Genomic DNA, 24,831 nt, shown 5'->3' with positions numbered 1-24,831 from the left:
GCATTATTTTGATAATAAAAAGTAAATAAATGAGTATCAAATTTTTTTGACTTGAAAAAATTGGTATTTTTCCAGCATCAATCTACTAAACTAAAAGAGAATATGGGATTAATCAAAGAATTCAAGGAGTTCGCAGTCAAAGGAAATGTCGTAGACTTGGCTGTAGCTGTAATCATTGGTGGGGCTTTTGGGAAAATTGTTTCCTCTTTTGTCAATGATATTGTCATGCCTCCTTTAGGTGTTTTGTTGGGGGGCGTTGATTTTAAAGATCTTACCGTTACCCTTCGAGAAGCTTACACTACTGATGCAGGAGTGGAAATGGCGGCTGTGGTGTTAAGCTATGGTAATTTTATTCAAAATGTTGTTGATTTCTTGATTATCGCTTTTGTGATTTTCATGGCCATCAAAGGTATGAACAGCTTTAAGAAAAAAGAAGAAGCAGCTCCTGCACCTCCTGCTGCACCACCAAAATCAGAAGTATTGTTAGAAGAAATCAGAGATTTGTTGAAAAAGTAAGTTACTTTATATACTTCCATCAACTCAAAAGCCAACGTGTGAAGCGTTGGCTTTTTGTTTGAATCGGTAATTTAAGTTTTATTTAATTATTTCTACCTCCTCCGCCTCTTTGTTGGCTTCGGTAGATTTGCCGGGTAAATTCCCGGTTGACACTGCTAAGATTTACTGCTTGTTTTGGACTAATAACAGTGATGATGGATTCCATAAATTCAGTTTCCAAATCCAACATTTTTTGCTGATTAGCCAATCTGTTTTTGATAATTTCACGAGCCTGATTGTCTGACATGTCGTCAGAGGAGGCTTTATTAAGCTGCACCATGCTTTCCATTACCGCAGTTCTTTTTTCATTGTATTGGTTAAACATTGGCCAAAACTTTTCTGCTTGTTCGGGTTTGAGATCCAAACGGTTGGTGATAAAGGCGATTCTGGCCGATTCTAGCTTTTCCTTGTCGTAGTTTCTATTGCCTTGTTGCTGAGCCAAACTTTGGAGGCTTAGGGCAAACATCAAGAACGAAATAAATATGTATGGAGCGATTTTCATAAACGAATTAATAATACCAATTTTCTTCAAATTCATAATCGAGGTCTTCTTCTACAAAATTCCATTCACTTGCGATCAAATCATCCAATAATTGATTAGGGTTATCACTTAAGTTCAAAATGTCTTCTGCTTCCCAATAGCCTGCATTGATGTAAAAGTTAATCTCTGCAGATAGATTAGCATTCAAAGAGTCTGTTGGCATTTCTGGTTGATTCCAGAAAAACAGACCCATCAGTAGTACGGCAGCGCTTAAACTAGCGGCTAGCCATAGTTGACGCACCTTTTTACCCCGTTGCTGATGTCGTTGAAGAATTTGCTCGGGTAGCCCCTCGAAGTATCCTTCGGGAGCTTTAAAGAGTTGACTGTTTGGTTGCTTCGGTAACATAGACGATAATTAGACTGTTTTGAGGGCCAGAGGTTTAGTCTGAGCCCAAAATTGATTCAATTTTTTTTACTGCATGATGATAGGATGCTTTGAGAGCACCTATGGAAGTTTCTGTAATCTTGGAGATTTCCTCATAGCTCAGGTCTTCATAGTACTTCAAATTGAATACCAAGCGTTGTTTTTCGGGAATTTTCAAGAGTGCTTTTTGAAGTTTGATTTCAATTTCTTCCTCTGTAATGGAGCCAGATTGGTCTAGGTAATTTTCCAATACTTCCATATGGTCCTCCACAGGGAAGAAATAGCGCTTTTTTTTACTCTCCAAAAAGGACAAACTTTCATTAACTGCGATTCTATACAACCAGGTAAAGAGGCTGGAATTATGTTGGAATTTATGAATATTTCTAAACGCTTTGATAAAGGTATTCTGTGTGATATCATCTGCATCGTCGTGAATTAAGACCATTTTTCTAGCGATCCCATAAACACGTTTTTGATAAAGTTCCACCAATAACCGAAACCCTCTTTCCTTGGTGAAGGGGTTTTGGATCAATTTTAAAAGTTCTAAGTCAGTTTGAGGCAACATCCGGTTCTTTGACTGTTGGAAATTAGAAAAGTTTAATGAATGAAAGGAAATAAACTTTGTGAAATAAATTGAAATACTGATTAGGGTTAGATATTGGGATACTGGATACTAGGATATTGGGAGGAGGGAAGATGGAAATAAGGTAGAAATAAACTTTGTGAAATAAATTGAAATACTGATAGATATTGGATAGTAGGATATTGATAGATATTAGCTACGCGAAATTAGTTGAGATGATTACTGGGGTATAGTGGGATTGGAATAAGGTTGAAATAAACTTTGTGAAATAAATTTAAATACTAATTAGGGTTAGATATTGGATATTGATAGATATTAGCTACGCGAAATTAGTTGATATGATTACTGGGGTATAGTGGGATTGAAATAAAGTTGAAATATGGCGTTTTAATAATCAATTTTGGAGGTTTGCATGCCCAAAAGGGGCTTTAGCCCTGAGCGCTTGATTACCTCTCTCGATTCTCAAATCCACTGGTATTAAAGATAAAATTTTATCAATAGCTCGATTACATATTTGCGTTAGCAAAAAAAACTGTGAAAAGTTGTGTTAATCTTATTTTCTCTATGTTTGAAAGCATATGATTTTAGTGAAAATATCTTTGCGGTCTCCGTTGAAGCCTTTGCTTGAAACTTTTTCAATGAAAAATAAAAACCTGATTTTGAGCAATTGCTAATTAGCTGCTGCCGAAAATCAGGTTTAGTCACTTGTTTGATGAATAGGTATTATATTTCCAAAATGTAATCTAGAATCCCTGCATTTTTTCCTTTGGGACGGGTAACGAGGAGTGGGAATTGGTCATTCAATTGGATCAAGCGTTCGGCCATGCTTCCAATAAAGAGGGCAGTGGCAGCCGTTCTTCCTTTCGCTCCTATGATAATGCTATCAGCATTGATCTCTTTTGCCTTGGATAAGATATCCTCTACAGGGTCATCATCTTCGTCTTGGGTATAAACTGGCTTGACATCTATGCCTTTGGTATCTATTTTTCGGATAAACTTTTTGAAATTTATTTCTGCATGCATCAGCATGATGGAAGTAAATTCATCATAACTTTTACCTGTAAAATGATACCCTGAAGGAATGGTAAATACATTTTGACAGACAATTTCGGCTTGGCCTCCATATTTTTCAACTATAAGGACAGCCTCTTCCATGGCATCTTTGGAGTAGTCAGAAAAATCGCTCGGTACCAATAAGCGGTCCATTTTAGGAGCGGTTCCTTCTGGTACAATGAGTAAAGAACAGGATGCTCTTCTGGCTAAACGCTGGGAAATAACACCCGTACCCGGAAGATTGACCTTTCTCCCCACAATGATCATATCTGCGGATTTCTCATGGGCAAGTTTGAGGATTTTTTTGGAAAGCTGTCCTTCTTTCACTACAAAAGAGAACTCTATATCTTCATTGTCTCCAAAGAACTTGTCAACCACCTCCTTCATGTGTGCCTTCTTCTCCTCCACCATGTTATCGATCAGGTTGGGGAACTCTTCCAATACTTCCTTCGGGATATGCAGGTTCCGAATGACATTGGTAAAGTAGATTTTTTTGGTCTGATTGGCTTTCGAAATAAAAGAAGCAAAGCGAACCAAGGTTTCATCCAAGGTGCTATTGTCCAAGCAAACGATTAGCTTTTTGATTTGGTACATGATATATTATCAATTACTGGGTGCAAATTTAGGCTTTAATTCAGTATGTTGAGTTTAATTGCGGAATATTATTTTGACTTTATCCAATAATAACTCTTAAAATTAAAATTTTATTTTGTTCCTTACAAAAGAAGATCAAGGCAACTTAATGACTAATTCTATTTGATTTTCCGATGGAATACTAAGTTACAAAATTAACAAAGGAACCTGAAATGTTTTTTGATTCTCTCTCAGGCTTTTGAAAATAAAAAATAGTAAAAATCACAATTCACACAACGGCTTGCTTAAGAATTCCGTATCTTTGCACAAAGGATTCAGGTCGCTGACATGTTCCGACTTCACAATTTAATTACAATTCCGAGTGAAGCCCTTTCCAAAATCAGGCCTCATCCCGCTCAACGGGACCTCGTATCTACGGATGCAGGATAACAGTGGAAGGTTGCGGATCTAAGGCAGCTCAAAGCTTGTCTATATGGAGGTTTGGTAACACTCTAAGGCTTGAGTCCTTTTATTTTTTCCCATAATTGCCGCTGCATATCCGGTGCTATTTTTAATGCATAAGCCCCTAATAAATAACTAATTGAAATGGTACTTGAACGAATCATTAGATCCTGCAAGCCGGCTGTTTCATGTAAAAATAAGTAATGTTGGATAGTAAAAACCAATCCTCCTAGCACAAGGATTTTGCCTAAATCCCAACTCCAGGGATGCATCTTCAACTTGTAAGCCACATAGCCATATTTGACTAAATTGAAGATCAATAAGGCTAAAAAGGAAGCTAAAGCGGCACCTTCTATGCCATAGATGGGAATCAACCACAGATTAAAGACTACCACCGCTATTGCCATGACGACCGTTGCCAAGATGTTGAATACATAATACTTAGAGAATAAAATAATCTCTGAATTGATGGAGAAAATCACATCCAAGATTTTAGCTCCACCGATGATCAGGACTATCCATTTGCCGGCTTCATATACTTCCCGGTTGGGAACGAATGCATAAATGTTATGAATATTGGCCCAAATACCAATAAAGATCAAAAGGCAGATAAAAACCTGAGATACGCCCAAGTCTTTGTATAATTGAGATATTTTGGGGTATTCCTGTCGGCTAAAGAAATCCGAAACCAAAGGCATAGCAACTTGAGATACTGCTCTGCGGGGCATTTCGATGACAATAGCAATGGAAAAACCAATGGTGTATATCGCATTGGCTTCCAATCCAATCATAGAGCTCACCATCAAGCTATCCACTTTCATGATCAGCAAAGCTCCCGTTGTGGCTAGTAAGCTGATGAAGCTGTAGCTCAGAAATTCTTTTTTCAATTCAGCGGGGATTTCGCTAAATGCAAACTCCAATCCAAAGATCTTTCTGGAAGACATGTATGCGATCGTACCAAGCAAAGTGATCCCATAAGCTATACTCATTGCCCACATGACTTGTGCGAAATTGATCCAATCTAGAAGATAGAGCAAAAAGGAAATCCCTAGCAAAAACCGAATCAAGACCTCCCTGAAAAAGGTAGGCATCGCTATTTTGTAGTAGGATCTACAAAATGCATCTGCAATGGAATTGAGCACGGCAAATAAGGTGATGATCAATACGATGGGCAGAAAATTTAAGATCTCAGCCGAATTACTAGAAAATGCCTTTACAATGGGCTCATTCAACAAAAAGAATAGGGCTGCCACTACTGCGAATCCCATCAATGTCAGAAAAAATGAGTAGGTCAAAAAAGAAAAGTGTCGGCTGTGAAGCTGAGGGAAAAATTTGGTAATGCCATTGCCCAATCCGACTTGTGCAAAGGGCACAAGGAGCAAAGCCATATCCTGTACGGTTCGAAAGGTGCCAATTTGTTCGGGGGACATGGCATAAGGCATCAGCCAAAGCAAATTGAAATACCCGATTAACACACCTACATAAGAGAAGGCGGTTGTCCAGACGCTTTGAGAGACCTTGCTACTATTCATTGGGGCAAAAATAGTGATATAGCCCGGATATTAGTCACCTTTCCACGGCTATTCCATTTCCATCTTTTTTCACCGAGTGTTTTTTGAGACGTGAAAGAAAAAAGGTTTTCCTTATTCTACAGTTGATTCTACGCCTACAGTACCTCCGTGATGTTTAATAATTCGCTTGCATGAGAACAGTGCGATGCTGATCCTTTGAATTAGCTCAAGTATTTTTGATTGCTTTATAAAATACTTGAACGGCTTTGCTTTGATCCGATTTGATGATTTTTCTTGCAATTGCCTCGTTCAATAGTGTTGAACCACTATTTTGAATACCCTTTACTCCTCCAAGTCTTCAACTTCCGCCAATGCATCTTCCAATAGTCTGCGTCTTTTGAGGGCGTCAATTTCTAAGCTGAGTTGGTTGAAATCATAGATTTTTTTAAGCTCTAGAGAATCTATATTTACCTCCATCAGTTGAACTCTTCTTTCGAGGTTACGTAACTTTTCCATGCCATCTGCTTGAAAGTTAGGCTTAGCAGGAGGTGATTGTGTATTGGGTTCCTCCCGTTTGGGGCTAGGTCTACTCGATGAACTTGGAAATACTAATTCTGGAGAATACCAATTGGACAGATTGAGCATCCAAAATCGTTTGGTAGGATCGATATTTTCGGCTTTGATTTCCCGCATTAAGGGAAACATTAACGCCAAGATAGTGACAAGGGCTATAAAAACGGGGTTCAATGACTGAAGTTTTTCCTCAATTTCTTCTTTGTCGATTTCATAATCAGGATTATTTTCGCTGTCAATGCGTTCTTTTAATTCCTTGATACGTTTGACTTCTTTTCTAGATTCTAAATATACGGTTCCAAATAAAATCACTTGTAACAAAAAGAGGAACAACCCAATACGCTGATAGTCGAACAAATAGGATTGATAAATGGCTTGTGCGTTTTTGATTCGGTCTGTATATTGATTTTGTTTGAGAGGTAAAAATTCGCTCAAATAGCTTTCATATAGGTCAAGTTTATCTTCGGAAAGGGATAGACCTGTTCCTTGAAACTCCACAATCGAATTGACTTGAGTATTGATTTTATGAAATAACTCTTTTTTTTCTGTGGAAATCGCTGTGTTTTTTAAATGTGCGGTGTTGGTAGGTAAATCTAAAAATGAATTCAAGGTTCTTAAATACTTTATATTCAACTGAATGCGTTTTAATAACTCAGTTTGACTTTCATAATGATCTACTACATATGAATAAAAGTTAAGAGGGTGAAGGTAGTGAACCAATACACCATACTCCTTACTTTTATAACTCAGTGGGATAATGGTTTTGGGAAAAACAGTTCCTTTTAAATTGGTGAAGAGATTGGAATAAAACGCATTGATTTCTTTCTGATTGGAAGGTGGTTTTATATTCTGTGCATCTTTATCGTAACTACCATAGAAGAAGCTTCTCATTCGAATAAGCTTTGTTTTATTTTCTTTAAAGAAAGATGCGTTGATGAGGGTGTCTGATGCTATGTCATTCTCTTGGGTAAATAAAAAATTCACCAGATTCGTATCATATTTATCTACCAAACTAAAGAATCGAATAGGCTCATCTTCAATATTGCTCCAATTCCCTCGCAAGTAGAATAAGTGATTGTGCTTATGTATGAAATCAAGCACAGCAATTTGTTGGTCGATGTTATCTTTCCCGATATTTTCAAAAGAAGGCACCAACTTTCTATCGGTAATATTTTCTGCAGCTTTGACTCTTCGTTTGTAGTATTCGGCATTTTCATACTCTATCATTCCTTGAAAGAAAAATGGGACAAGCAAAAAGCCTATCAAAATCAGGAGTTCAACTGCTGAAAGCGCTTTGATCCTAGCTGCAACAATCTTGTGTAATTGTTTGATTTTTTGCAAATTATAATTAAATGCCAAAACAACGAAGCCTAAGAGAAGAAGCAGGAAGGTGATAAAAATCAATGTGTCAAACAAGATTGATCCTACAGGCAAATCAAACGACCATGAGAAAATCTTAATACTGCGGTTGACATGAGGCATCAGATAAGTTAGTGAAAATATCAATAGCACTGGCGCAAGGAGAAATCGTAAATCTGCTTTTTCAACCCCAAGTTTTCTGGTTTTATCCAAAAAAAGATAGCTAACAATGATAGCATAAAGAAAAATTATAGACCACAAGATGAGTATCATATTGTCTCTAAACAAAAACCAAGGTTCGGATAGGTACAGAAAACCAATTCCTAAAACAATATTTAAAAATGACAATAACAACCCATACTTGAGGGCTGATTGAAATAGGATCGGTGCGAGCGTATACTTTTTGAAGTTGAGGCCGATTCTTTTGGTTAAAAAATAGAATTCAAAGATTCCAATCAATGCGTACCAAAGAATGATTACAAAAGAACTATTTTGAAAGGTTCCCCAATGAAAAATAAATTTGTCTGAGAAAAATAAGAGAAACGGAGCAATTCGCACTGCAAAAAATATCCATTTGTAATCGAATTGATTTAACATATGGCCCATTTCAGAATGTTGTCTTTTCTTGGCAGATGCTGGAATAAATCCTAAAAAGCTCCAATAAGTTAGGAAAAAAAAGCAGGGGAGAAGGAAGTAAAACAAGGCAAACCAGGTGAGGAAATCAAATGAAGTAGTCCCGTTTATTGAACCGGCAGATTCCAGTATTTTTGGTAAAAACGCTGAAAATCCACCATAACTTATCAATAGACCGATGCCAGTTTCTTTGAACTTGTTGAGCTCGAAAAGTTTGGTTAGAATTGTTGGCATAGTAATGAATTATTTGAATAAGTTTCATTTAAAAACAGCAACCCCGCTGGGGTAATCCTATTGGTTTATCAATGAAGTGAAAAATTTAACATGCAAAAGGTCTTGAATTTTTTCGGCAAATGCACGAAATATAAGGGCTAAAAAAGGTTGAATTATAGATACTTAGCGATAATTTCACAAATAGTTGGGTAGGTTTATGAACATTGGTTTTATTCTCCTGCACTAAATCCTGTTTTTTTCTTGACTAGTTTCCTTAAAAAGTACATCAATGCCGCGAAAATCAGCGTAAGTACTCCTCCCCAAAATGTCACAAACTTATCCCAAAAAATACCTGATAATTCGTCTATTTTTGACCAAATCAATTGATTGCCATCTACTTTTACCCGGATAGTAAGTAAGTCGGAAGATTTTGGAATTCCTACACCTGTACAATCTCCTTCTTCAAAAAACTCGACTAAGGCACTTACTTTGAATTCTCCTCGTTGCTTGGGTGAAATTGAAAATAAAACACTTACCCCACTGGGATGAATGCGTATGCATTCGAAGGAGTTGGGTTCAATATCAAAATCAGGAGCGATGAGGGTTATTCGAGCCAAATCCCCAATATTTGCAGGACTGGTTCGTGCATCCCTAACAAAGTCTTCCCGTACCTGAGGTAAGTAATTTTCCTTCCCAATCCATACCCGTGCATGTCCTGATCGATTAAAGGCGATTTCCTCCTCCACGTCCAAAACTATTTTAAATTCCTCGTAAGGTTTCTGGTTGTTGTCAACAGTATTGGTTGGAATGGAAGATTCGTTTGGTAAGTTGGGCTGTGGTGTTGCCGATCCTCTCATTCTTATTTCTGATGGTCCTCTTTCAGATCCGGATTCCGTTTGGGATATCTGATGGCTTTCTTCAATTGGCAAATTCGGTCTCACTTCTCTTTCAGACTCATCAATAATTTCTCCAAGTGGAGGCTCTGGAAAATTTTCTTCAATCGAAGGGAAAGAGGGTGGCGGTGGAGGAGCTGGCATTTGCATCTTTGTCGGCTCATCCTCAGATTGGTTCCTGATGCTTTTACACGATAGTTCAATACATAAAGTCACTAGCAGAATGCTTGCATATAAAATTGATCTAGAGAGGAGAGGATTGGATTTATGCATAGTGAAGTTATCAGGAACTATTTTTTGGAAAAGAAAATCTCGGTTTTTTAGAAATGTGATTCCAAAGATGGCTCTAGGTAAATCAATGATTCCAAAACACTCTTCAATGAATGGTAAATGAATTTCATTTACTCAAAGCAGTAAACCTTACATGAGCCCAACAAACATATTTTAAAACTTTCATCTCTGCTCTAACACAATAATAATCAGTATTTTCGATAAAAAATACTATCCTGATCCAATTATTTTTGATGCCTAAGTTTGTGTATATATAGATGTAATTCTACAATTCAAATAGCTTTAAAATATCTTGCCGTTTGCTAACTTCCAATTTTTTATAGATACGATTGATATGGGATTTTAGCGTACTTAGTGAAATGAAAAGTTCGTCACATATTTGTTGATTGCTCTTGAATTGGAGTATTAGATTCAATACCTCTCGTTCTTTCCTAGATAGTATTTTTAGTTTTTCCTGTAAATCTTTGACCTCTACATCTTCTACTTCCTGAAGTTGGTTTTTTACTTCCAAATAAATTTTATTCATAGTGCCGGCATAGATCCATGAAAAAATAAAGCCCATCAGGAGCAATAGGTATAAAACCACAAAAGATGTATTCCACTTCAGTAGGGGACCAATCTCAGTAAAAATGATGTAATTGGCACCTAAGAAAGTTGCTGCTATACTTGGAAGAAGGACAGAATTGAAATGTCTGGAGTTGAAATTCGGGTTTTCTAAAAATCTGTACATACTATATTAACTTAGGGGTAAAATAATATAATTTATTCCTACTAATCTAGTGTTTTTATTGAAGAAAACACATTTTGAACAGTGTGTTTTTTTCTATAGCTCATTCATTTTTTTGGATCTAGATGATTGATAAATTTTTCGAATTCGGTATGAGATGCTGTTATCACACTCTGATAGGCCATATCTACGCTCTTTTTGCGTTGGGTCATGTATCGAATCATTGAAAAGATAGTCACGAAAACAGACAAGGCAACTAACCAGTAGGTGGATTGGATGGAAAAAATAACAAGCCCTATGATCCCAACTATGACCAAGCTTCTGAAAAACTTTGATTCTGCCATATGTCTTTCCATATTTTCGTATAAAGGGGGCTGATTGATCAATAACCATGAGCAGCACCATTTGAATGCATTGAGTACATTTCCGCTTTCAATACCTGTTACATGAATTTTATAAGCCACTATTAGCTCTTGCAATTCATTGTTTGGCCAAATTCTATCCTTAAACTTATCATACACGCATTCGTCCAAAAAGGACCCCAGTGAAAATAAAAAATGGCCTAGAATATAAATAAGTACTAAAAATTTCCCAACATTGATCCAGCCTTCGTATTCATGGATTCCAATGGTGAGGAACCATTCATGTAACCAAGGAACCTGACCTAATACCGCCACCAAGATAGCGCCCGGTATGAAGATTGATAAAATATCTAAAATATAGGTTTTAATACTTTCAATCATGTCGTTGTAATAAAAATTATGGTTGAACAACTTCTAATAGTAAGTCTTTAAACATTTTCTGAAAATGTACCCGATCCTTCATGCCTTATGAATTAGGATATGTTTAAGCATCAGAAAGTTAGCTTTTTTAGACCAATAAAAAAATACCTGAAAGGGAGTATTTAGAAAAGGATACCTGTTTTATTTGTTGGCATCATTCGTGTTGGATATAATTTTCTGTTTAGGTTACTAAAAAAGTGCTTCAATTTTTTAGTAGTTTTCCCGAATTATGATTATTTATGTGGCTTTCAACTGAATAAAATGTTCAAATTTTCTGGTATACCGATTCAATCACTTTTTTTGCTCAGTTTAGCGCTGCTATTAGTATGTTTCACAACCTCTGCCCAAGTTCGCGTTCCTTTTGAACCACGATCTCCTAAATCTGATCCTTCCAAAAAGAATTACCGTATCAACGGAGATTTTCTGATTATTGGAAACACTAATCTGACTTTGGAGGACTACGATGATTTTAAAATGAACGACAATCAAATGGTCTATACCTCTGCTTTTCAAGGGGGGTCAGGCAATCATATTAATTCTTCTGGAGCAGAGTTGAGATTTCCTGAAGTCTCCGGTATTGACCACCAATGTACAGAAGTGCTATTTGCAGGCCTGTATTGGACTGGTAGAAGCGGTGAGAGTAGAATGGTCAATATTACCGATCAAGGAGCTACGCGCACTTTAGATAAGCAGCAGATTACTTTTCAAGGTCCTAGGCTTGGACAAAAAGTAAATTTACTTACGGAGGAAAACAATATTCGTTTCCCTGAAGGACTTGACCCAGCTAATGATGTAGGGATCTTCGTAGGTTACCAAGATGTAACTGATTTTGTTAAATTTAACAAAGAAGGTTTTTATGCAGGTATTGATATTGCTTTAGTGCAAGGGACAGATTATTTTTTTGGAGGATGGTCTTTGATAGTAGTGTATGAAAACCCGATCCTTCCATTGAAGGATATCACGGTTTTCGATGGATTTGCTTATGTGAGGGGTGACTTTCCAGAGGAATTTGTAATTCCAATAGATGGTATTCAAACGCGAGAAGAAGGGGATGTGAGAGTCAAAGTTGGTATTATGGCAGGGGAGGGGGATGTAGCTGCCAGTGGAGATTTTTTTTCAATTGAGCGAGGGGTAGGAACCAATGATTTTGTCCCATTATCTCATCCGCTAAACTCCTCAGATAACTTTTTTAATTCCAGTATTTCGGTAGGAAACACAGGACGCATACCCAGTTTTAGAAATAATACGGGAATGGATTTAGCTACTTTTTATATCGATAATCCCAATAATGAATTGATTGCCAATAATCAAACAAGTTTGCGCTTTCAATACGGTACAGTTTGGGATACCTTTGTTATTTATAACTTGACTATTGCGATTGATATCGACGAACCTAAAATAGAGGGTTTTCATCAGTTGATATCCGTCAATGGGGATACAGCTGTTCCCAATAGCTTTCAGCCTGCAGATGAGCTGACCTTTCATGTTGATATTCGAAATTTAGGTTTGGAGCAATTGCGGAGTAACCGAATTGAGCTAAAGTTACCGAGAGGAGTAGAGCTCATATCTGCAGAGGGTACCAACTTTCAGCAGCCTGTGACTACTACAGTAACGCAAACACTTGAGCCTAGTGGTGTACGTACCCTTTCTTGGGAATTAGGGAATTTAGATCCTTCCGCAGATGTTTTTGAGGTACTTGCGAGACTTTCGTACACCATTCGAATTACAGATAATTGTGAATTGATATCTACACTCTGTGGTGCAACAGTCAGTTTGGATGGCCTTTTGACAGGTGTTCGATCAAGTACCGGACAATCCTATGGAGAAGTCCCTTTAGTGATTGAAAAGGAAGAATCAGCAGTTTGCTTGAGGACTGATGGTACCGCGGGGTCAATCGATTTGCGTTTGGATGTTTTCGATTTTTTCCAGAGCAATTGCTTGAATTTGCAGGATCGCTCCATTGAAATATGTAATCTCTCCGATATGAGTGAAGTGTCGATGGAGCTTTTATTGAACTATTTCCCCCAAGGGACTCGCTTTTTTGATCAAAATCCTTTGGAAAGCAATGCGCAAGAAATCGGAGGAAGTTCAGGAAATCCTTTTCCGGCTGTGGCAGGCATTACCTTTTACGCGAGTTTCAACGAAAACGAAATAGGTTGTTTTGTGCCGTTTAACTTCACTGAGAATACGTTATCTGTATCCATTCTAATTGATCAAGCGTGCGTTTCAACGGATGGATTAAGGGCTTTTGAACCAGAAATCAAAGGCTTCAAGCCTACCACGCTGATTTATCTAAACGATGTTTTGGTTGATCTGGCTTCTATCCAACGATTAGCTCCGGGTGATTATGTTTTGAAAGTAGTTGATGGGAATTGCTTGGTAGAAAAGGAGTTTACTGTTCGGTCATTTGAAGGCTTTGATATCACCTTGATGCAGGAGAAAAGTATATTTGAAAATTTTTGTCCTGGAGGGAGGAAAGGGGTTATTTTTTTAGAGGTAACGGGCGCAGCTGAATTTGAATTATTAGAGCTTAGAGGCTTTCCCACAAGAGGAGCTCCCTTTGTTCGGTCCATACGAAACCCAACTGCTGGAGAATATGAATTTGGGTTTTTAGGAGCCGGAAGGTATCAATGGAGACTGACTACGATCGATAACTGCATTCTGGAAGGTGAAGCCTTCATTATTGATTCTGATGCATTATTTATTCCGGCAGATTTTGAGTTTATCGGCAACCCTGATTCTCAATTTAGTGGATTTTTAATTGGAGAAGCCATACAGCATCAAATACTTCAACCTCCCTTATTCACAGAAGTGTTTTGGGATTTCGGAGATGGGACAACATCAACGTTAGATAATCCAATCCATAGATACCAAGATAAGGGTGTTTACACAGTGACGCTTTCACTCGTAGATGGAAATGGTTGTACACAAGAAGTGGTGAAAACAATTGAAATTTCAAGTGGTAGCCTCCGAATGCCAGAGGCTTTTACTCCCAATGGTACAGGAAGAAACCGTTATTTTTTTCCAGTATTTATTGAATTGGAAACATTGGTGTTCCGAGTGTACAACCGTTGGGGAGAGTTAATGTATTTTACTACTGACCCTCAAGCTGAGGGCTGGGATGGACGAAGTCAAGGGAAAGATTCTCCTGCAGGGACGTATTTGTATAAACTTGATTACAAGATTATCGGTGAGCAACCCAAAAGTATTCAGGGAAGTTTTTTACTACTGAAATAAGGTCATTAACTCACTATGAATGCATTTATTAAATGCTTTTTGGAAGGAGGGACAAAAAAGCAATTTCGTATCCCATTATCAACTGTTCGTTGAATACTTTTGGTCAATCGTAAGCCTTCCGGATAATGATTGTAGCATTCATAACCTAGTTTGTGAAAGATAGTCTCTAGTGCTGTTTCATTCGTTTGAAAAAGTGTTTCGCAAATAACGATGGGTTGATGTTTGGTCAAGGCCTTCAATCCTTCTTGTAAAATCAAGTGCTCTGTTCCCTCGGTATCCATTTTTATAAGATCAATTGGGAACTGAATGGATGCAGCGTAAGTATCCAAAGTGGTGGTAGACACTGTATTGCTGGTAAAATCTTCTCCTTTATTGAGAGTGGCTGCGGACCCTGTTCCTGCGAGATTGTATTTGAGGTAGGGATATTTTCGACTTTTGACTTCATGAAAAGTGATACTGCCTTCTTGTTCAGACAATGCTAGACTTGCTACTTGAATATTATTCAATGAATTTACTTCGACATTTTTTCTCAGATAATACAATGGTCCTTTGGCAGGTTCAAATGCAATAACTTTACAAAGAGGGTTTTGCTTAGCAGCCAATAAACTGTAATAGCCAATATTAGCGCCTATATCCAAAAAGCCTCGGATGTTTTGGCTAAGCTCTAGAAACAGTGAAGTGTATTCAAACTTTCGGAAATCCTCCCAATAAACCAATTGGGTAAGATAATTGGTTTGATTGGTACAAAGGATCAGCTTTTTGTTTGGCTGAAGTTTAAGTGTGATTTGGCCACTTGGAGGTAATCGAAACCACTTAGGAAGTACCGGGAGCAAAAACTTATTGATTGAGCGCAAAAGCCTATTGAAAGCGGATTGATAAATAATTTTATAAAAAACTTCCTTCATGGGGATTGTAGCGTTTTAAGTAATAATTCTTTTCTGTTGGATAACGGGAACAATGCCTTTATTCGTTCACGCGCTGCTTGATTGAGATTATTTCCTTGGGATAAGTTGTGAATGATCTGTACACTGATTAGGAGGTTAGACATTCTTCGGAAAGGGACGGATACACCGGTTATACCCACTATTTGAGGCAGCACATTGACTTCTGAGACAATGGGGATACAACCACACAGCATAGCTTCACACAATGCACAGCCAAAACCTTCATAACTGGAGAGTTGGAAATAGTAGTTAGCGGCTTGATACTCTTTTCTCAAGGATTCTCTATTCATTCTTCCTAAGAAAGTCACATTGGAAGGAGCATGTACACCATCTGGACAATCAAGTCCTACGAATCGAAAGTGAAAATCAGGCTTTTCAGCTGCTAATTGCACAATTAAGTCTCCTCCTTTAAGGGTAAATTGGGCTGGAGACATCACAGTGAGAAAGGTAATAACTTCAGTTCTATTTGCCTCATTTGGTACCCAGAAATCTGTATCAAATCCATTGGGAATGACTTGTATAGGAGTGGTAAGTTGAGGGAAATGGTACTTTAATCCATTTCTGATTGGTTTTTCCCAGTCAATAAACTTGTTGGTCGTATCCACCAAGGAATCACTCACTGGGAGTAATTGGGTGGCCAATGCGTACGATTGTTTGCAGAACCATTTGAGTAAAGGTATTCGAAGACTTCCATACTTTAAAGAAGGTATGGAAGCACAATCGGTTCCATGCAAGATTATATAAACCCGTTTGTTGAAAAGTCTTCCATACAAACTGGGAATCAACGACCAATAGCCTCCAAACTGTACCAAAATCACCTCTGATCGAGGGGCTTTTACCAATAATGTAAAAGCTTGAGCTAGTAAAAAGAAGGGTGCTAAGGCTTTTTTTCGCCAATTATAGGTATTCATGCTAATGGAAAATCTCTCCGAAAGCAGGTCAATATCTTGCTGGATAAAGGAATGCATCGCAGGTATCACCATCAATAGCCTTGGCTTTCCCATCTATTATACTTTGGGCTGTTTTTGTAAGAAAACAAAACCTACTGCCCCTATTAACAGTAGCGTAGTGAGGTATTGCATAGCTATTGTTAATCCTTTGGTTTGATAGAAGCTATCCGGTTCAAAACTCAATTCGATGTTGGAAGTACCTATGGGAACGACAATACCCCTTAGGAGATAATTAGTTCGGATTAATTCTGTAGCTACTCCATTGATGGTAGCTTTCCAACCTTTGGGATAGTAGACCTCAGAAAGCACCAATAAACCCTCCCGACTGACTTCGACACTGTAGCTTAGTTTACCAGGGCTTTGCTTGGTCAGTTTTACGGTGCCAGCACCAGCAGGGATGGTACCAAATTCTTGGGTATTGACAGTCGCAGCAAGGCGGGTATCAATTTGCTGAATGCGTTGGATTTCCTCATCATTTGAGTTTACAGCAATGACTTCTTCAGGAAACCAAGCAGGTCCGTTGGCAAGTGGGTTACGGAAAACAGCATCTGCCGATTTTCCTGCCATGAGGTATCGAGTATTGAGCATGTTAAGTACTGGGAGCTCGCTCCATGCAAAATCTCCTTCCTGAGCTTTCCCAATAAAGTTTGCAATTTCCGGCTGTATGGCACGCTCGATTAATTCCTGAATTCGCTTCATTTTGGCACCGTGGTATCCACCCACACTGTTGTGATAAAACGAGGTGCGCGCTTCATTAAATGGATTTTCAATGTTAAATACCCGGTAATAATCTTTATCCTCTAGGATTTTGGTATCCGCTGCCGATTGAGCAAAAAACTGAGCTGCGGGACTATCACGCATCGCTTCTTCGCCTAAGTATCTACGATTAATTGACCACAAGTCAATTACCAGTAATAGACCAATCCCTACAACAGCATAGCTGATGTTAAGCTTATTTTTCAAGCTTGCCATAATCAACGCAAAACTGAGGGAAACAAAAGCAAGCCCTTTGAATGCACTGACTTGCATCATAGATTTTCGATCTGAACGAATGGCGTCTACCAACCAATCGGGAAGGTTTCCATCGACGTTTCCGCGGAAAGAGAACATCCCAGCGAAAATTGCAAAGAAAAACGCCAACCCACCCACGATGCCAAAGGCAATGAATAATTTTTTGAATGTGGGTCCTACTTCTTTTTGGAATAAGCTTTGCAAACCTAAACTTCCTAAGATAGGAATGGCAAACAAGGCCATACACAAGCCCATGGATACTGCTCTAAATTTATTGTAACCAGGCAAAAAGTCAAATACACTATAATTGAACCATTCCAAGTTTTTACCCCAAGCAAGTAAAATAGAGAGAACGGTAATAGAGGTGAACACCCAAACCCATTTTTTGTCTGCATACAATAGACCGATGACAAATAGGAAAACCATGATGATTCCCCCGTATATGGGACCTCCTGTACCTGGTTGATCTCCCCAATAAGTGGGAGCACCCAGTATAAATCCATTGATCTGTGCATTGTCTATCCCATTGGAACGAAGCACACGCTCTGTTTCAGAATTTTTTGGAAGTGCTTCTTGAGAACCACCACCTTGGATAAATGGAATTAAAAATGTGAGTGTTTCAAATTTCCCCTGAGACCATGCAAAAGCATATTCTTTATCCAGCCCTGAGTCAGTCCCTGCATTGGTCGAAAGGTTTGATTTTCCCCGAGTGGAGTAGGGACTGTATTCTAATACTGCAGCGAATCGGCTGGCATTGCTCCCGATGGCCAAACCCAAACCTAGGACCAAGATTCCTATACTTTTGGCAAATTCCCCATAATTTTTTGACTGAATGGTTTCATAAATACGGGCAACTCCGTAAATGAGTACCATGAGCATGGTATAGTAGGTGATTTGCAAGTGGTTGAATTTCAATTGGAGCATCATGGCAAAAGCAAAAACAGCCATCCCCAAGAGTTTTTTGCGCTCAAAAGCGAGGTGGATCCCTGTGAAAATCAGTGGAATGAGACAAATAGCCCATATTTTAGCGTTATGCCCAGCATCTAGGCTGATCAGGTGAAAGGTATTAAATGCGAAAGCAATAGCACCTACTGCTGCAATTTCACTTCGCACTTTAAATGCGAGTAAAAGCATATACATCCCGATCATTCCAATAAATAAGGAATTGATGGGATGAGGTAATCCTACGGATACAATTTTCAATAAAAAGTTAGTAATGTCTCCCGGGATTTCATAAGACACCAAATAGGCAGGCATTCCACCAAAAAGGCGGTTGGTCCAGAGTGCTTCTTCTCCAGTAGCCTTCCGGTAGTCCAAGATTTCTTTTGCTCCCCCTTCCCATTGTAAAATATCGTTTTGGAAGATGATTTTCCCATCAAATACCATCGGAGAAAAGTAAATCAAGACAATCAAATAAAAAATAACAACGGAAATTCCATGTGGAAGCACCTCTTTTCGAAAATTCAAGTTCATGCGCGCTTTGCTAATTGTAATTAAAACCTCCGCAAATTAAAAAATAAATTTGCTTAGGCAGACTTTGAAAGGATATAAAGCATTTTTTTCCTCTTAAGGTGCGCTTCTATTACAGAATTTAGCAGCATGTCGACATTTCGGCATGGGGTATTCCCGAATAATTTCCTATTTTTGCGACAAATCGTAGATACCATGTTTGATAATCTTAGTGGAAAATTAGATAGAGCTTTTAGAACCCTGAAGGGTACCGGAAAAATCACAGAGATCAATGTGGCCACCACGGTCAAGGAAATTAGAAGAGCCTTGATCGACGCCGATGTGAATTATAAGGTTGCCAAAGAGGTTACAGATAAAATTAAGGAAGAGGCTTTGGGCCGTGATGTATTGATAGCGGTTTCTCCGGGACAGTTGTTGGTAAAAATCACGCAAGAGGAGTTGACCAACTTGATGGGGGGTACCAAGGTTGATGTGAACCTCAAAGGTGACCCTGCTGTTGTGTTGATCTCAGGTTTGCAGGGTTCTGGTAAGACTACTTTTACAGGGAAATTTGCCAGTTACCTTAAAAAACAAGGAAAACAAGTATTGTTGGTGGCCTGTGATATCTATAGACCTGCTGCGATTGACCAACTGAAAGTATTGGGAGAGCAGATAGGAGTAGAGGTGTACGCGGAGCCGGAAAATAAAAATGCAATTGAGATTGCCAATCGGGCAATGGACTATGCCAAAAAGCATGGTAAAAAGATTGTAATCGTCGATACTGCGGGTCGCTTGGCAGTGGATGAGCAAATGATGCAGGAAATTGAGGCTTTGAAAAAAGCACTTAATCCTTCTGAAACACTTTTTGTGGTTGACTCCATGACTGGTCAGGATGCTGTGAATACAGCCAAGACCTTTGATGAGCGCTTGAATTTTGACGGGGTAGTTTTAACCAAATTGGATGGTGATACCCGTGGTGGTGCGGCCATTTCTATCCGTCACGTGGTCAATAAGCCAATTAAGTTTATCTCCACCGGTGAAAAAATGGAAAACTTAGATGTATTCCATCCAGACCGTATGGCTCAGCGAATTTTGGGCATGGGGGATGTGATCTCCCTAGTGGAGCGTGCACAGCAATCCTTTGATGAAGATGAAGCCAAGCGTATCAATGCCAAAATCCGTAAAAATCAGTTCAATTTTGATGACTTCCTATCCCAATTGGAGCAAATCAAGAAGATGGGTAACATCAAAGATTTGGTAGGTATGATTCCAGGAATGGGTAAGGCGATGAAGGGTTTGGATATTGACGATGATTCCTTCAAACCAATCGAGGCCATCATTCGAAGCATGACGCCAACTGAGCGTGAAAATCCAGATTTAATCGATGGAAGTAGACGGAAGAGAATTGCAGACGGAAGTGGAAGAAGTATCACTGAGGTTAATAATCTGATGAAGCAGTTTGCAGATATGCGCAAATTGATGAAGCAGATGAATAAGATGGGGGGAGCGCAGAAGGCCTTGGGAGGTATGATGCCGAAGATGCGTAGATAGGCTTCAGCCAATATCAGTTAGTTCGAGAGATTGTAATCTTTAGAGAATGAAATATGCTTTACCTGTCAGTAGACAGGTTCGCGATATAAATGGATATGAGCCTCCTACCTTTGGTAGACAGAATCGGCGATATATTAGAGGCTGGTGTAAATGAAGATTATTCTTAAAAAAATGATCTAATTTCAGTACCTGAAAAAAGTAATGGCTAGAGTTTAGAAACTAGAGTCAAGAACCAAGAGGCAAGAAAAGACATGCCATCTTCTAACATTCTGAATCAAGTTTAATCTTCTAAAAAGCTGATCAGAGCTTAAATAAGTTATTAGGTCCAGTAATTAAGTTTTATCTAGTTACTGGATTTTTTTTTGCAGTTTTTTGATTGATTTTTAGTTAGATTTATAGTCTAAATCTTTGGTTATGAATCGGCTTTTCCAATTCAGTTTGTTATTTGTGATTTTTTTTTCAATCCAATCAATATCTTTTTCAAAGAATGATACTACAGGTGTAGCGTTTATCGCTTATTGGTCAATAGGAGATTCCTATTCCTATGAAATAACAAAATACACGCAACAATGGAAAGGGGATGAATTGGTAAAGTTTGATTCATCCAGTTATTCAGCTGAATTTTTGGTCATTGACTCAACGGAGACTTCGTATCAGATAAAATGGAAGTACACACATGAGTTATTCCGTTCTCAAGTTGTCGATCAAGTACTTTTACAATCACTCAATGTCAAACCAATATTAGAGATAATTTATTCTACTGATGAATATGGAGAGTTTGTAGGCATTGATAATTGGGAAGAAGTAAGGGATGCTGTTAATGAAATTTTTGAAACATTAACCCCGATACTAGTAGAAGGTAAAGAATCAGGTCCTGCAATTCAGCAAGTTTTGCTTCAAATGAAAAACACCTATCAATCCAAAATTGGTATTGAAGCTTTTGTAGTTCCTGAATTAAAGCTTTTACATTTTCCATTTGGAGCGTCTTTGGAGGTGGATCGAGTTTACGAATACGAAGATTCTCTCCCCAATTTATTTGGGAATGAACCGGTAGATGCAAAAGGTAAACTTTATCTTGATGAAGTTGATTTTGAAGATGAGTATTGTTTGCTTATCCAAGAAGTTCAGCTAGAGGAATTATCTTCCAAGTCTATGATTATGGACTTTTTCAAATTATCAGGTCTTGATTCGGAAGAATTTGAAAAAGTTGTTGGAGAGGCAGTTTTAAAAATTAATGACTATAATAAGTTTGGAGTTTATTATTACCCTGGAGTGGTTGATTTTATACACACAACTAGAGAGTCCTATTTCCAATATTTAGATGATGAAGCGAGTAGAAGAGACACGGTTATTATTTTGCTCAAATGAGTGCAATTTGTCTGTTTTTCAAAAAAAATTAAGCTTCACCTAGCAACCCCTAAGGTAAAAATTGCCACAAAGGCACAAAGAAGTGGATAAAGAGAATCTTTGAGTACTTTGAGTAATAAACTTGGCTTTCTTTGTGGTTCATCCCCTCTCTAGAACAGGTCAACATCGAAATCTTCGGTGAATCTAATTCATCAAAAAAGATAGAAGTCTAGCAGTTTATAAGTTGCTGGACTTTCATTTTTAGACAAGTAGCCGATATTTCTTTCCTGGAAGTGACTTGAGGAGTCCTTGAAATTCCAAAGCCAAAAGTTTGGAAGCAAGTGTGGATAAAGGAAGTTCAAGTTGTGTAGCCAACTGATCAATCTCGAGTTCTTTTTTATCCAACAGTAGCTGGAGAATCACCTTTTCCTCTCCTTCAAACTGACTTAAATCAAGTTCAATTTTTTTGTTGCTTGTTCCATTGCCTTCTTTTTTCCAGGATAATGCATCTTCAATATCTTTGACTCCTGTGTAAATGCTAGCTTTGAGTTGCTTGATTAAGTTGTTACACCCTTCACTGTAGGAAGAAAGTAGATTACCCGGTACAGCGAATACTTCCTTGTTGTATGAATAAGCAATTTCAGCGGTGATCAAGGCTCCCCCTTTTTTAGCGGCTTCTACCACAATGATGGCATCGGAAAGGGCAGCGATGATGCGATTGCGTTGAGGGAAATTTCCAGGGTGCATTTCTGTGCCTGGTGGGTACTCGCTGATCAATCCTCCTATTTCAAACATTTGCTCGGCAGTAGATTTGTGGATGGAGGGGTAAATTTGATGGACAGAGGAACCCAATACGCCAATTGTAGGTAAGTTGGACTGCAAGGCTGCCTTATGGGCTTCAATGTCCACACCATAGGCTAAACCTGAAATGATGCAAGGCTGGAAAGAGCTTAATTCTTCGACGATCTTTTTGGTGATGGATTTCCCATATTCAGTGGCATTACGCGTTCCTACAATCCCAATACTACGCTCCGGATTGAGGTTGACATTTCCACGGATATACAAAATCATGGGAGAATCGTCTAAGACTTTTAAGCGTTTGGGGAATTCAGGATCGGAAAAGGGAAGAATCCGGATATTCTTCTTGCGGCAGGCTATGATAATTTCTTCAGCGTCTTTGATGAATTGATCTGCTGATTTGCGGTATTCAATCAGTTTCTTCCCTACACGGGGTACTTTAGCGAGTTTGCCGGAAGGAATTTCAAAAAAAGCACGGGCCGAACCTGTATAGGCAATGATATTTCGATACAGGCCCGGACCGATTTTCGGAACAAGATTTAGGGCTAATTCAAAAACTAATTCATCGTTCGTTTGTGCTGACATGCATTTGATCTCTGATTTCTTTCAAAAATGACTGAATCTGTAACAATCGGTCAATCATGGTGGCTTTATCCATGGTTTTTTCCTGACCACTTTTCAAGACTTCCTGAGCACCTTGTAAGGTATATCCCTTGATTTTTACCAATTGATAGATGTAACGGATCTTTTCAATATCTTCTTTGGTGAATCTGCGGTTACCTTTTTTATCTTTTTTGGGCTTGATCACATCAAATTCACCCTCCCAATAGCGAATCAAGGAGGGCGCAACCTTGAACATGCTTGCTACTTCACCTATGGAATAATATTTTTTTTCTATTTCTTTTTCTATGTAAGGCACGGTTCTAAAGAATTTTAGCTTCAATCAAAAATAGTCAATTTCTCTGAATTCAAATAGGTCGGTTTTTAATTTATTCGACTATTTCGATTATGGAAAAATATTAAAATATAAATAGTTTAGATAGATTGAGTTTGTGGACTAGGTTTTGGTGGATTTTTCATTTGATTTTCAGATGTTTAAAGTTAATTACCTAGAGCGAATTGAAATATAGTTTTTAAAGGAGATTCGTGTGCTTAAGTTCGACTCCTTCAGAGTCGGGATAGCCGAGGAGGATGTTAATTTTTACCCCCAGTTTTACTGAGGGCTATTGAGAGGTTTGACCACTTCGTGGTCGGCTTTTTATATCGATATATGGTCTATAGCTAGTAAATACCAGTAAATGAATAAATTATGTACCCTATTTTACTATTGAGAAGTTAATGATTTAGGGTGTCCAAGTGTTAGCTTTGAAGTCTATTATGCGGTATTCTATAATTAATTTTCATAATCCTATATATCCTTTTAAACTTGGATTCAATGAATAAAAAACTCCTGACCCTGATAGGGTCAAACCTTTCAATAGCCATCGGTGCAACCCATGGTCACAAATGTACCTACTATCCAAAACTCCAGACCCTGAAAGGCCTGCCTGTCGGCAAAGGCAGGGTCGAACTCTTCGGGGGGATTATTTCTTTGAACTTTCCAATGTTTTTGATAACTGGTTTTCTTCGATATCTTTCTTAAACTCCAAAAAACTTAAACGTTTACTGAAATACTTATTTTTTGGAAATGGAGGGGATTTCATTGATTTTCAAGGTTGAAAATTACACCCATGGTATAAAAACACCCCTAACTATGCCTAAAGGCCTGATCAAATCATCCTTTTATTTCCCTTTGGAAATCTACTTGGATCATCGGGAACCGGAAGAACTGATGCGAACTTTTCAGTCCTTTGGGAATTCTATTATCACCAAAAAGCACCTCTACACGGGGGATATTGTCATGGATGATTACCTGGTCATCGAACGGAAAACGCTTCAGGACTTTTTTAATTCCTTAAATGATGGTCGCTTGTTTTCTCAGATCAAACGTCTTCAAAAATTACCTAAACCTGCATTGCTTGTTGTTGAAGATGAAGCACAAGGACTCCAACAGCGCCACTTTCGAAAAGCAGCTTTTCAAAGTCTTTTATTTTCCATTCAATGGAAATTTAGAATTCCTGTCTTTTTTACCCGAAATATCTTGGAGACAGTATCCTTAAGTTTGTATTGCTACCGTTCTTTTGCTGGAAAAAAATTGACTTCCAATGGAAATATAAGTCACCGAAAGAAAAGCCCAACTCCCTGGGAAATTCAATTGGATATGTTGGCAAGGATACCGGGTATTGGAAAGAAACGGGCACTGGACCTTTTGAAAACATATGGAAGCATCAAAGGCATTATGCAAAATGCCAATTTGGAAAGCAACAGATTAGGACCAAAAACGAAAAAAAAGTTGCAGGAGGTTTTAGGGAGTTGATATTTGAAGTACTTT

At 38.3% G+C, this 24,831-nt stretch carries 20 protein-coding genes; 6 read left to right on the top strand and 14 right to left on the bottom strand.

All coding sequences use genetic code 11. The features are described from left to right. Nucleotides 1-102 precede the first annotated feature (102 nt). Nucleotides 103-516 carry a large-conductance mechanosensitive channel protein MscL gene (gene mscL, locus IPZ59_RS16650; protein ID WP_236137176.1) on the top strand — a complete coding sequence of 138 codons (414 nt, stop codon included), beginning with the start codon at nucleotides 103-105 and terminating at the stop codon, nucleotides 514-516. A gap of 82 nt (nucleotides 517-598) precedes the next feature. On the opposite strand, the gene IPZ59_RS16645 is transcribed toward mscL, so the two are convergent. The 9 genes from IPZ59_RS16645 to IPZ59_RS16605 form a co-directional block, all read right to left on the bottom strand. Further along, complete coding sequence (locus IPZ59_RS16645; protein WP_236137175.1) at nucleotides 599-1,093, bottom strand: Spy/CpxP family protein refolding chaperone; 495 nt, start codon at nucleotides 1,091-1,093, stop codon at nucleotides 599-601. Continuing rightward, entirely contained in the window at nucleotides 1,065-1,442 is a 378-nt protein-coding gene (locus IPZ59_RS16640; protein ID WP_236137174.1) for a hypothetical protein, read from the bottom strand. The genes IPZ59_RS16645 and IPZ59_RS16640 overlap by 29 nt, the downstream gene beginning before the upstream one ends. 34 nt (nucleotides 1,443-1,476) lie before the next feature. Next, entirely contained in the window at nucleotides 1,477-2,025 is a 549-nt protein-coding gene (locus IPZ59_RS16635) for an RNA polymerase sigma factor (RefSeq protein WP_236137173.1), read from the bottom strand. A gap of 741 nt (nucleotides 2,026-2,766) precedes the next feature. Next, the gene (locus IPZ59_RS16630; RefSeq protein WP_236137172.1) at nucleotides 2,767-3,690 is read right to left on the bottom strand and encodes a universal stress protein; all 924 of its coding nucleotides are present in this window, start codon (nucleotides 3,688-3,690) and stop codon (nucleotides 2,767-2,769) included. A gap of 491 nt (nucleotides 3,691-4,181) precedes the next feature. Beyond that, nucleotides 4,182-5,663 (bottom strand): lipopolysaccharide biosynthesis protein, encoded by a 1,482-nt coding sequence (locus IPZ59_RS16625; protein ID WP_236137171.1) that lies wholly within the window; start codon nucleotides 5,661-5,663, stop codon nucleotides 4,182-4,184. A 321-nt stretch (nucleotides 5,664-5,984) separates the two neighbouring features. Beyond that, nucleotides 5,985-8,441 (bottom strand): hypothetical protein, encoded by a 2,457-nt coding sequence (locus tag IPZ59_RS16620; protein ID WP_236137170.1) that lies wholly within the window; start codon nucleotides 8,439-8,441, stop codon nucleotides 5,985-5,987. Between the two features lie 209 nt (nucleotides 8,442-8,650). Further along, on the bottom strand, nucleotides 8,651-9,457 hold the full coding sequence (locus IPZ59_RS16615; RefSeq protein WP_236137169.1) for a hypothetical protein: 807 nt from the start codon (nucleotides 9,455-9,457) through the stop codon (nucleotides 8,651-8,653). A gap of 412 nt (nucleotides 9,458-9,869) precedes the next feature. Next, nucleotides 9,870-10,334, bottom strand: coding sequence for a response regulator transcription factor (locus IPZ59_RS16610; RefSeq protein ID WP_236137168.1), 465 nt, complete (start codon nucleotides 10,332-10,334; stop codon nucleotides 9,870-9,872). A gap of 104 nt (nucleotides 10,335-10,438) precedes the next feature. Next, nucleotides 10,439-11,074 carry a hypothetical protein gene (locus IPZ59_RS16605; protein ID WP_236137167.1) on the bottom strand — a complete coding sequence of 212 codons (636 nt, stop codon included), beginning with the start codon at nucleotides 11,072-11,074 and terminating at the stop codon, nucleotides 10,439-10,441. 300 nt (nucleotides 11,075-11,374) lie between these two features. On the opposite strand from IPZ59_RS16605, the gene IPZ59_RS16600 reads away from it, so the two are divergent. Further along, the gene (locus tag IPZ59_RS16600; RefSeq protein WP_236137166.1) at nucleotides 11,375-14,350 is read left to right on the top strand and encodes a PKD domain-containing protein; all 2,976 of its coding nucleotides are present in this window, start codon (nucleotides 11,375-11,377) and stop codon (nucleotides 14,348-14,350) included. Nucleotides 14,351-14,355: 5 nt separating this feature from the next. Here the strand turns inward: IPZ59_RS16600 and IPZ59_RS16595 are convergent, their stop codons facing one another. Genes IPZ59_RS16595 through IPZ59_RS16585 form a run of 3 tightly spaced genes read right to left on the bottom strand, consistent with a single transcriptional unit; the run spans nucleotide 14,356 to nucleotide 18,728 of the window. Next, nucleotides 14,356-15,255, bottom strand: a complete 900-nt coding sequence (locus tag IPZ59_RS16595) for an FkbM family methyltransferase (RefSeq protein WP_236137165.1) — start codon at nucleotides 15,253-15,255, stop codon at nucleotides 14,356-14,358. Next, the gene (locus IPZ59_RS16590) at nucleotides 15,252-16,298 is read right to left on the bottom strand and encodes a glycosyltransferase family 4 protein (protein ID WP_236137164.1); all 1,047 of its coding nucleotides are present in this window, start codon (nucleotides 16,296-16,298) and stop codon (nucleotides 15,252-15,254) included. The genes IPZ59_RS16595 and IPZ59_RS16590 overlap by 4 nt, the downstream gene beginning before the upstream one ends. Before the next feature lie 3 nt (nucleotides 16,299-16,301). Continuing rightward, nucleotides 16,302-18,728, bottom strand: coding sequence for a YfhO family protein (locus IPZ59_RS16585; protein WP_236137163.1), 2,427 nt, complete (start codon nucleotides 18,726-18,728; stop codon nucleotides 16,302-16,304). Between the two features lie 192 nt (nucleotides 18,729-18,920). Between IPZ59_RS16585 and ffh the strand changes: the two genes are divergently transcribed. Both ffh and IPZ59_RS16575 read left to right on the top strand, forming a co-directional pair. Beyond that, complete coding sequence (gene ffh / locus IPZ59_RS16580; protein ID WP_236139824.1) at nucleotides 18,921-20,255, top strand: signal recognition particle protein; 1,335 nt, start codon at nucleotides 18,921-18,923, stop codon at nucleotides 20,253-20,255. Between the two features lie 414 nt (nucleotides 20,256-20,669). Beyond that, entirely contained in the window at nucleotides 20,670-21,623 is a 954-nt protein-coding gene (locus tag IPZ59_RS16575) for a hypothetical protein (protein WP_236137162.1), read from the top strand. A gap of 240 nt (nucleotides 21,624-21,863) precedes the next feature. Here the strand turns inward: IPZ59_RS16575 and dprA are convergent, their stop codons facing one another. Together dprA and IPZ59_RS16565 are read right to left on the bottom strand one after the other, a co-directional pair. Further along, nucleotides 21,864-22,985 (bottom strand): DNA-processing protein DprA, encoded by a 1,122-nt coding sequence (gene dprA, locus IPZ59_RS16570; protein ID WP_236137161.1) that lies wholly within the window; start codon nucleotides 22,983-22,985, stop codon nucleotides 21,864-21,866. Then, on the bottom strand, nucleotides 22,963-23,319 hold the full coding sequence (locus IPZ59_RS16565) for a MerR family transcriptional regulator (protein WP_236137160.1): 357 nt from the start codon (nucleotides 23,317-23,319) through the stop codon (nucleotides 22,963-22,965). Before IPZ59_RS16565 ends, dprA begins: the two co-directional genes overlap by 23 nt. 516 nt (nucleotides 23,320-23,835) lie before the next feature. Here IPZ59_RS16565 and IPZ59_RS16560 point away from each other — a divergent pair. Together IPZ59_RS16560 and IPZ59_RS16555 are read left to right on the top strand one after the other, a co-directional pair. Then, a complete protein-coding gene (locus IPZ59_RS16560; protein WP_236137159.1) occupies nucleotides 23,836-24,042 on the top strand; it encodes a hypothetical protein in 207 nt (68 codons plus the stop codon). 111 nt (nucleotides 24,043-24,153) lie between these two features. Beyond that, complete coding sequence (locus IPZ59_RS16555) at nucleotides 24,154-24,816, top strand: ERCC4 domain-containing protein (protein WP_236137158.1); 663 nt, start codon at nucleotides 24,154-24,156, stop codon at nucleotides 24,814-24,816. The last annotated feature ends 15 nt before the right edge of the window (nucleotides 24,817-24,831 follow it).

This window comes from Mongoliitalea daihaiensis, assembly GCF_021596945.1.
Lineage (GTDB): Bacteria > Bacteroidota > Bacteroidia > Cytophagales > Cyclobacteriaceae > Mongoliitalea > Mongoliitalea daihaiensis.
Note: the sequence above shows the minus strand (reverse complement) of the source record. Positions and strands in the feature narration are given on the sequence as shown.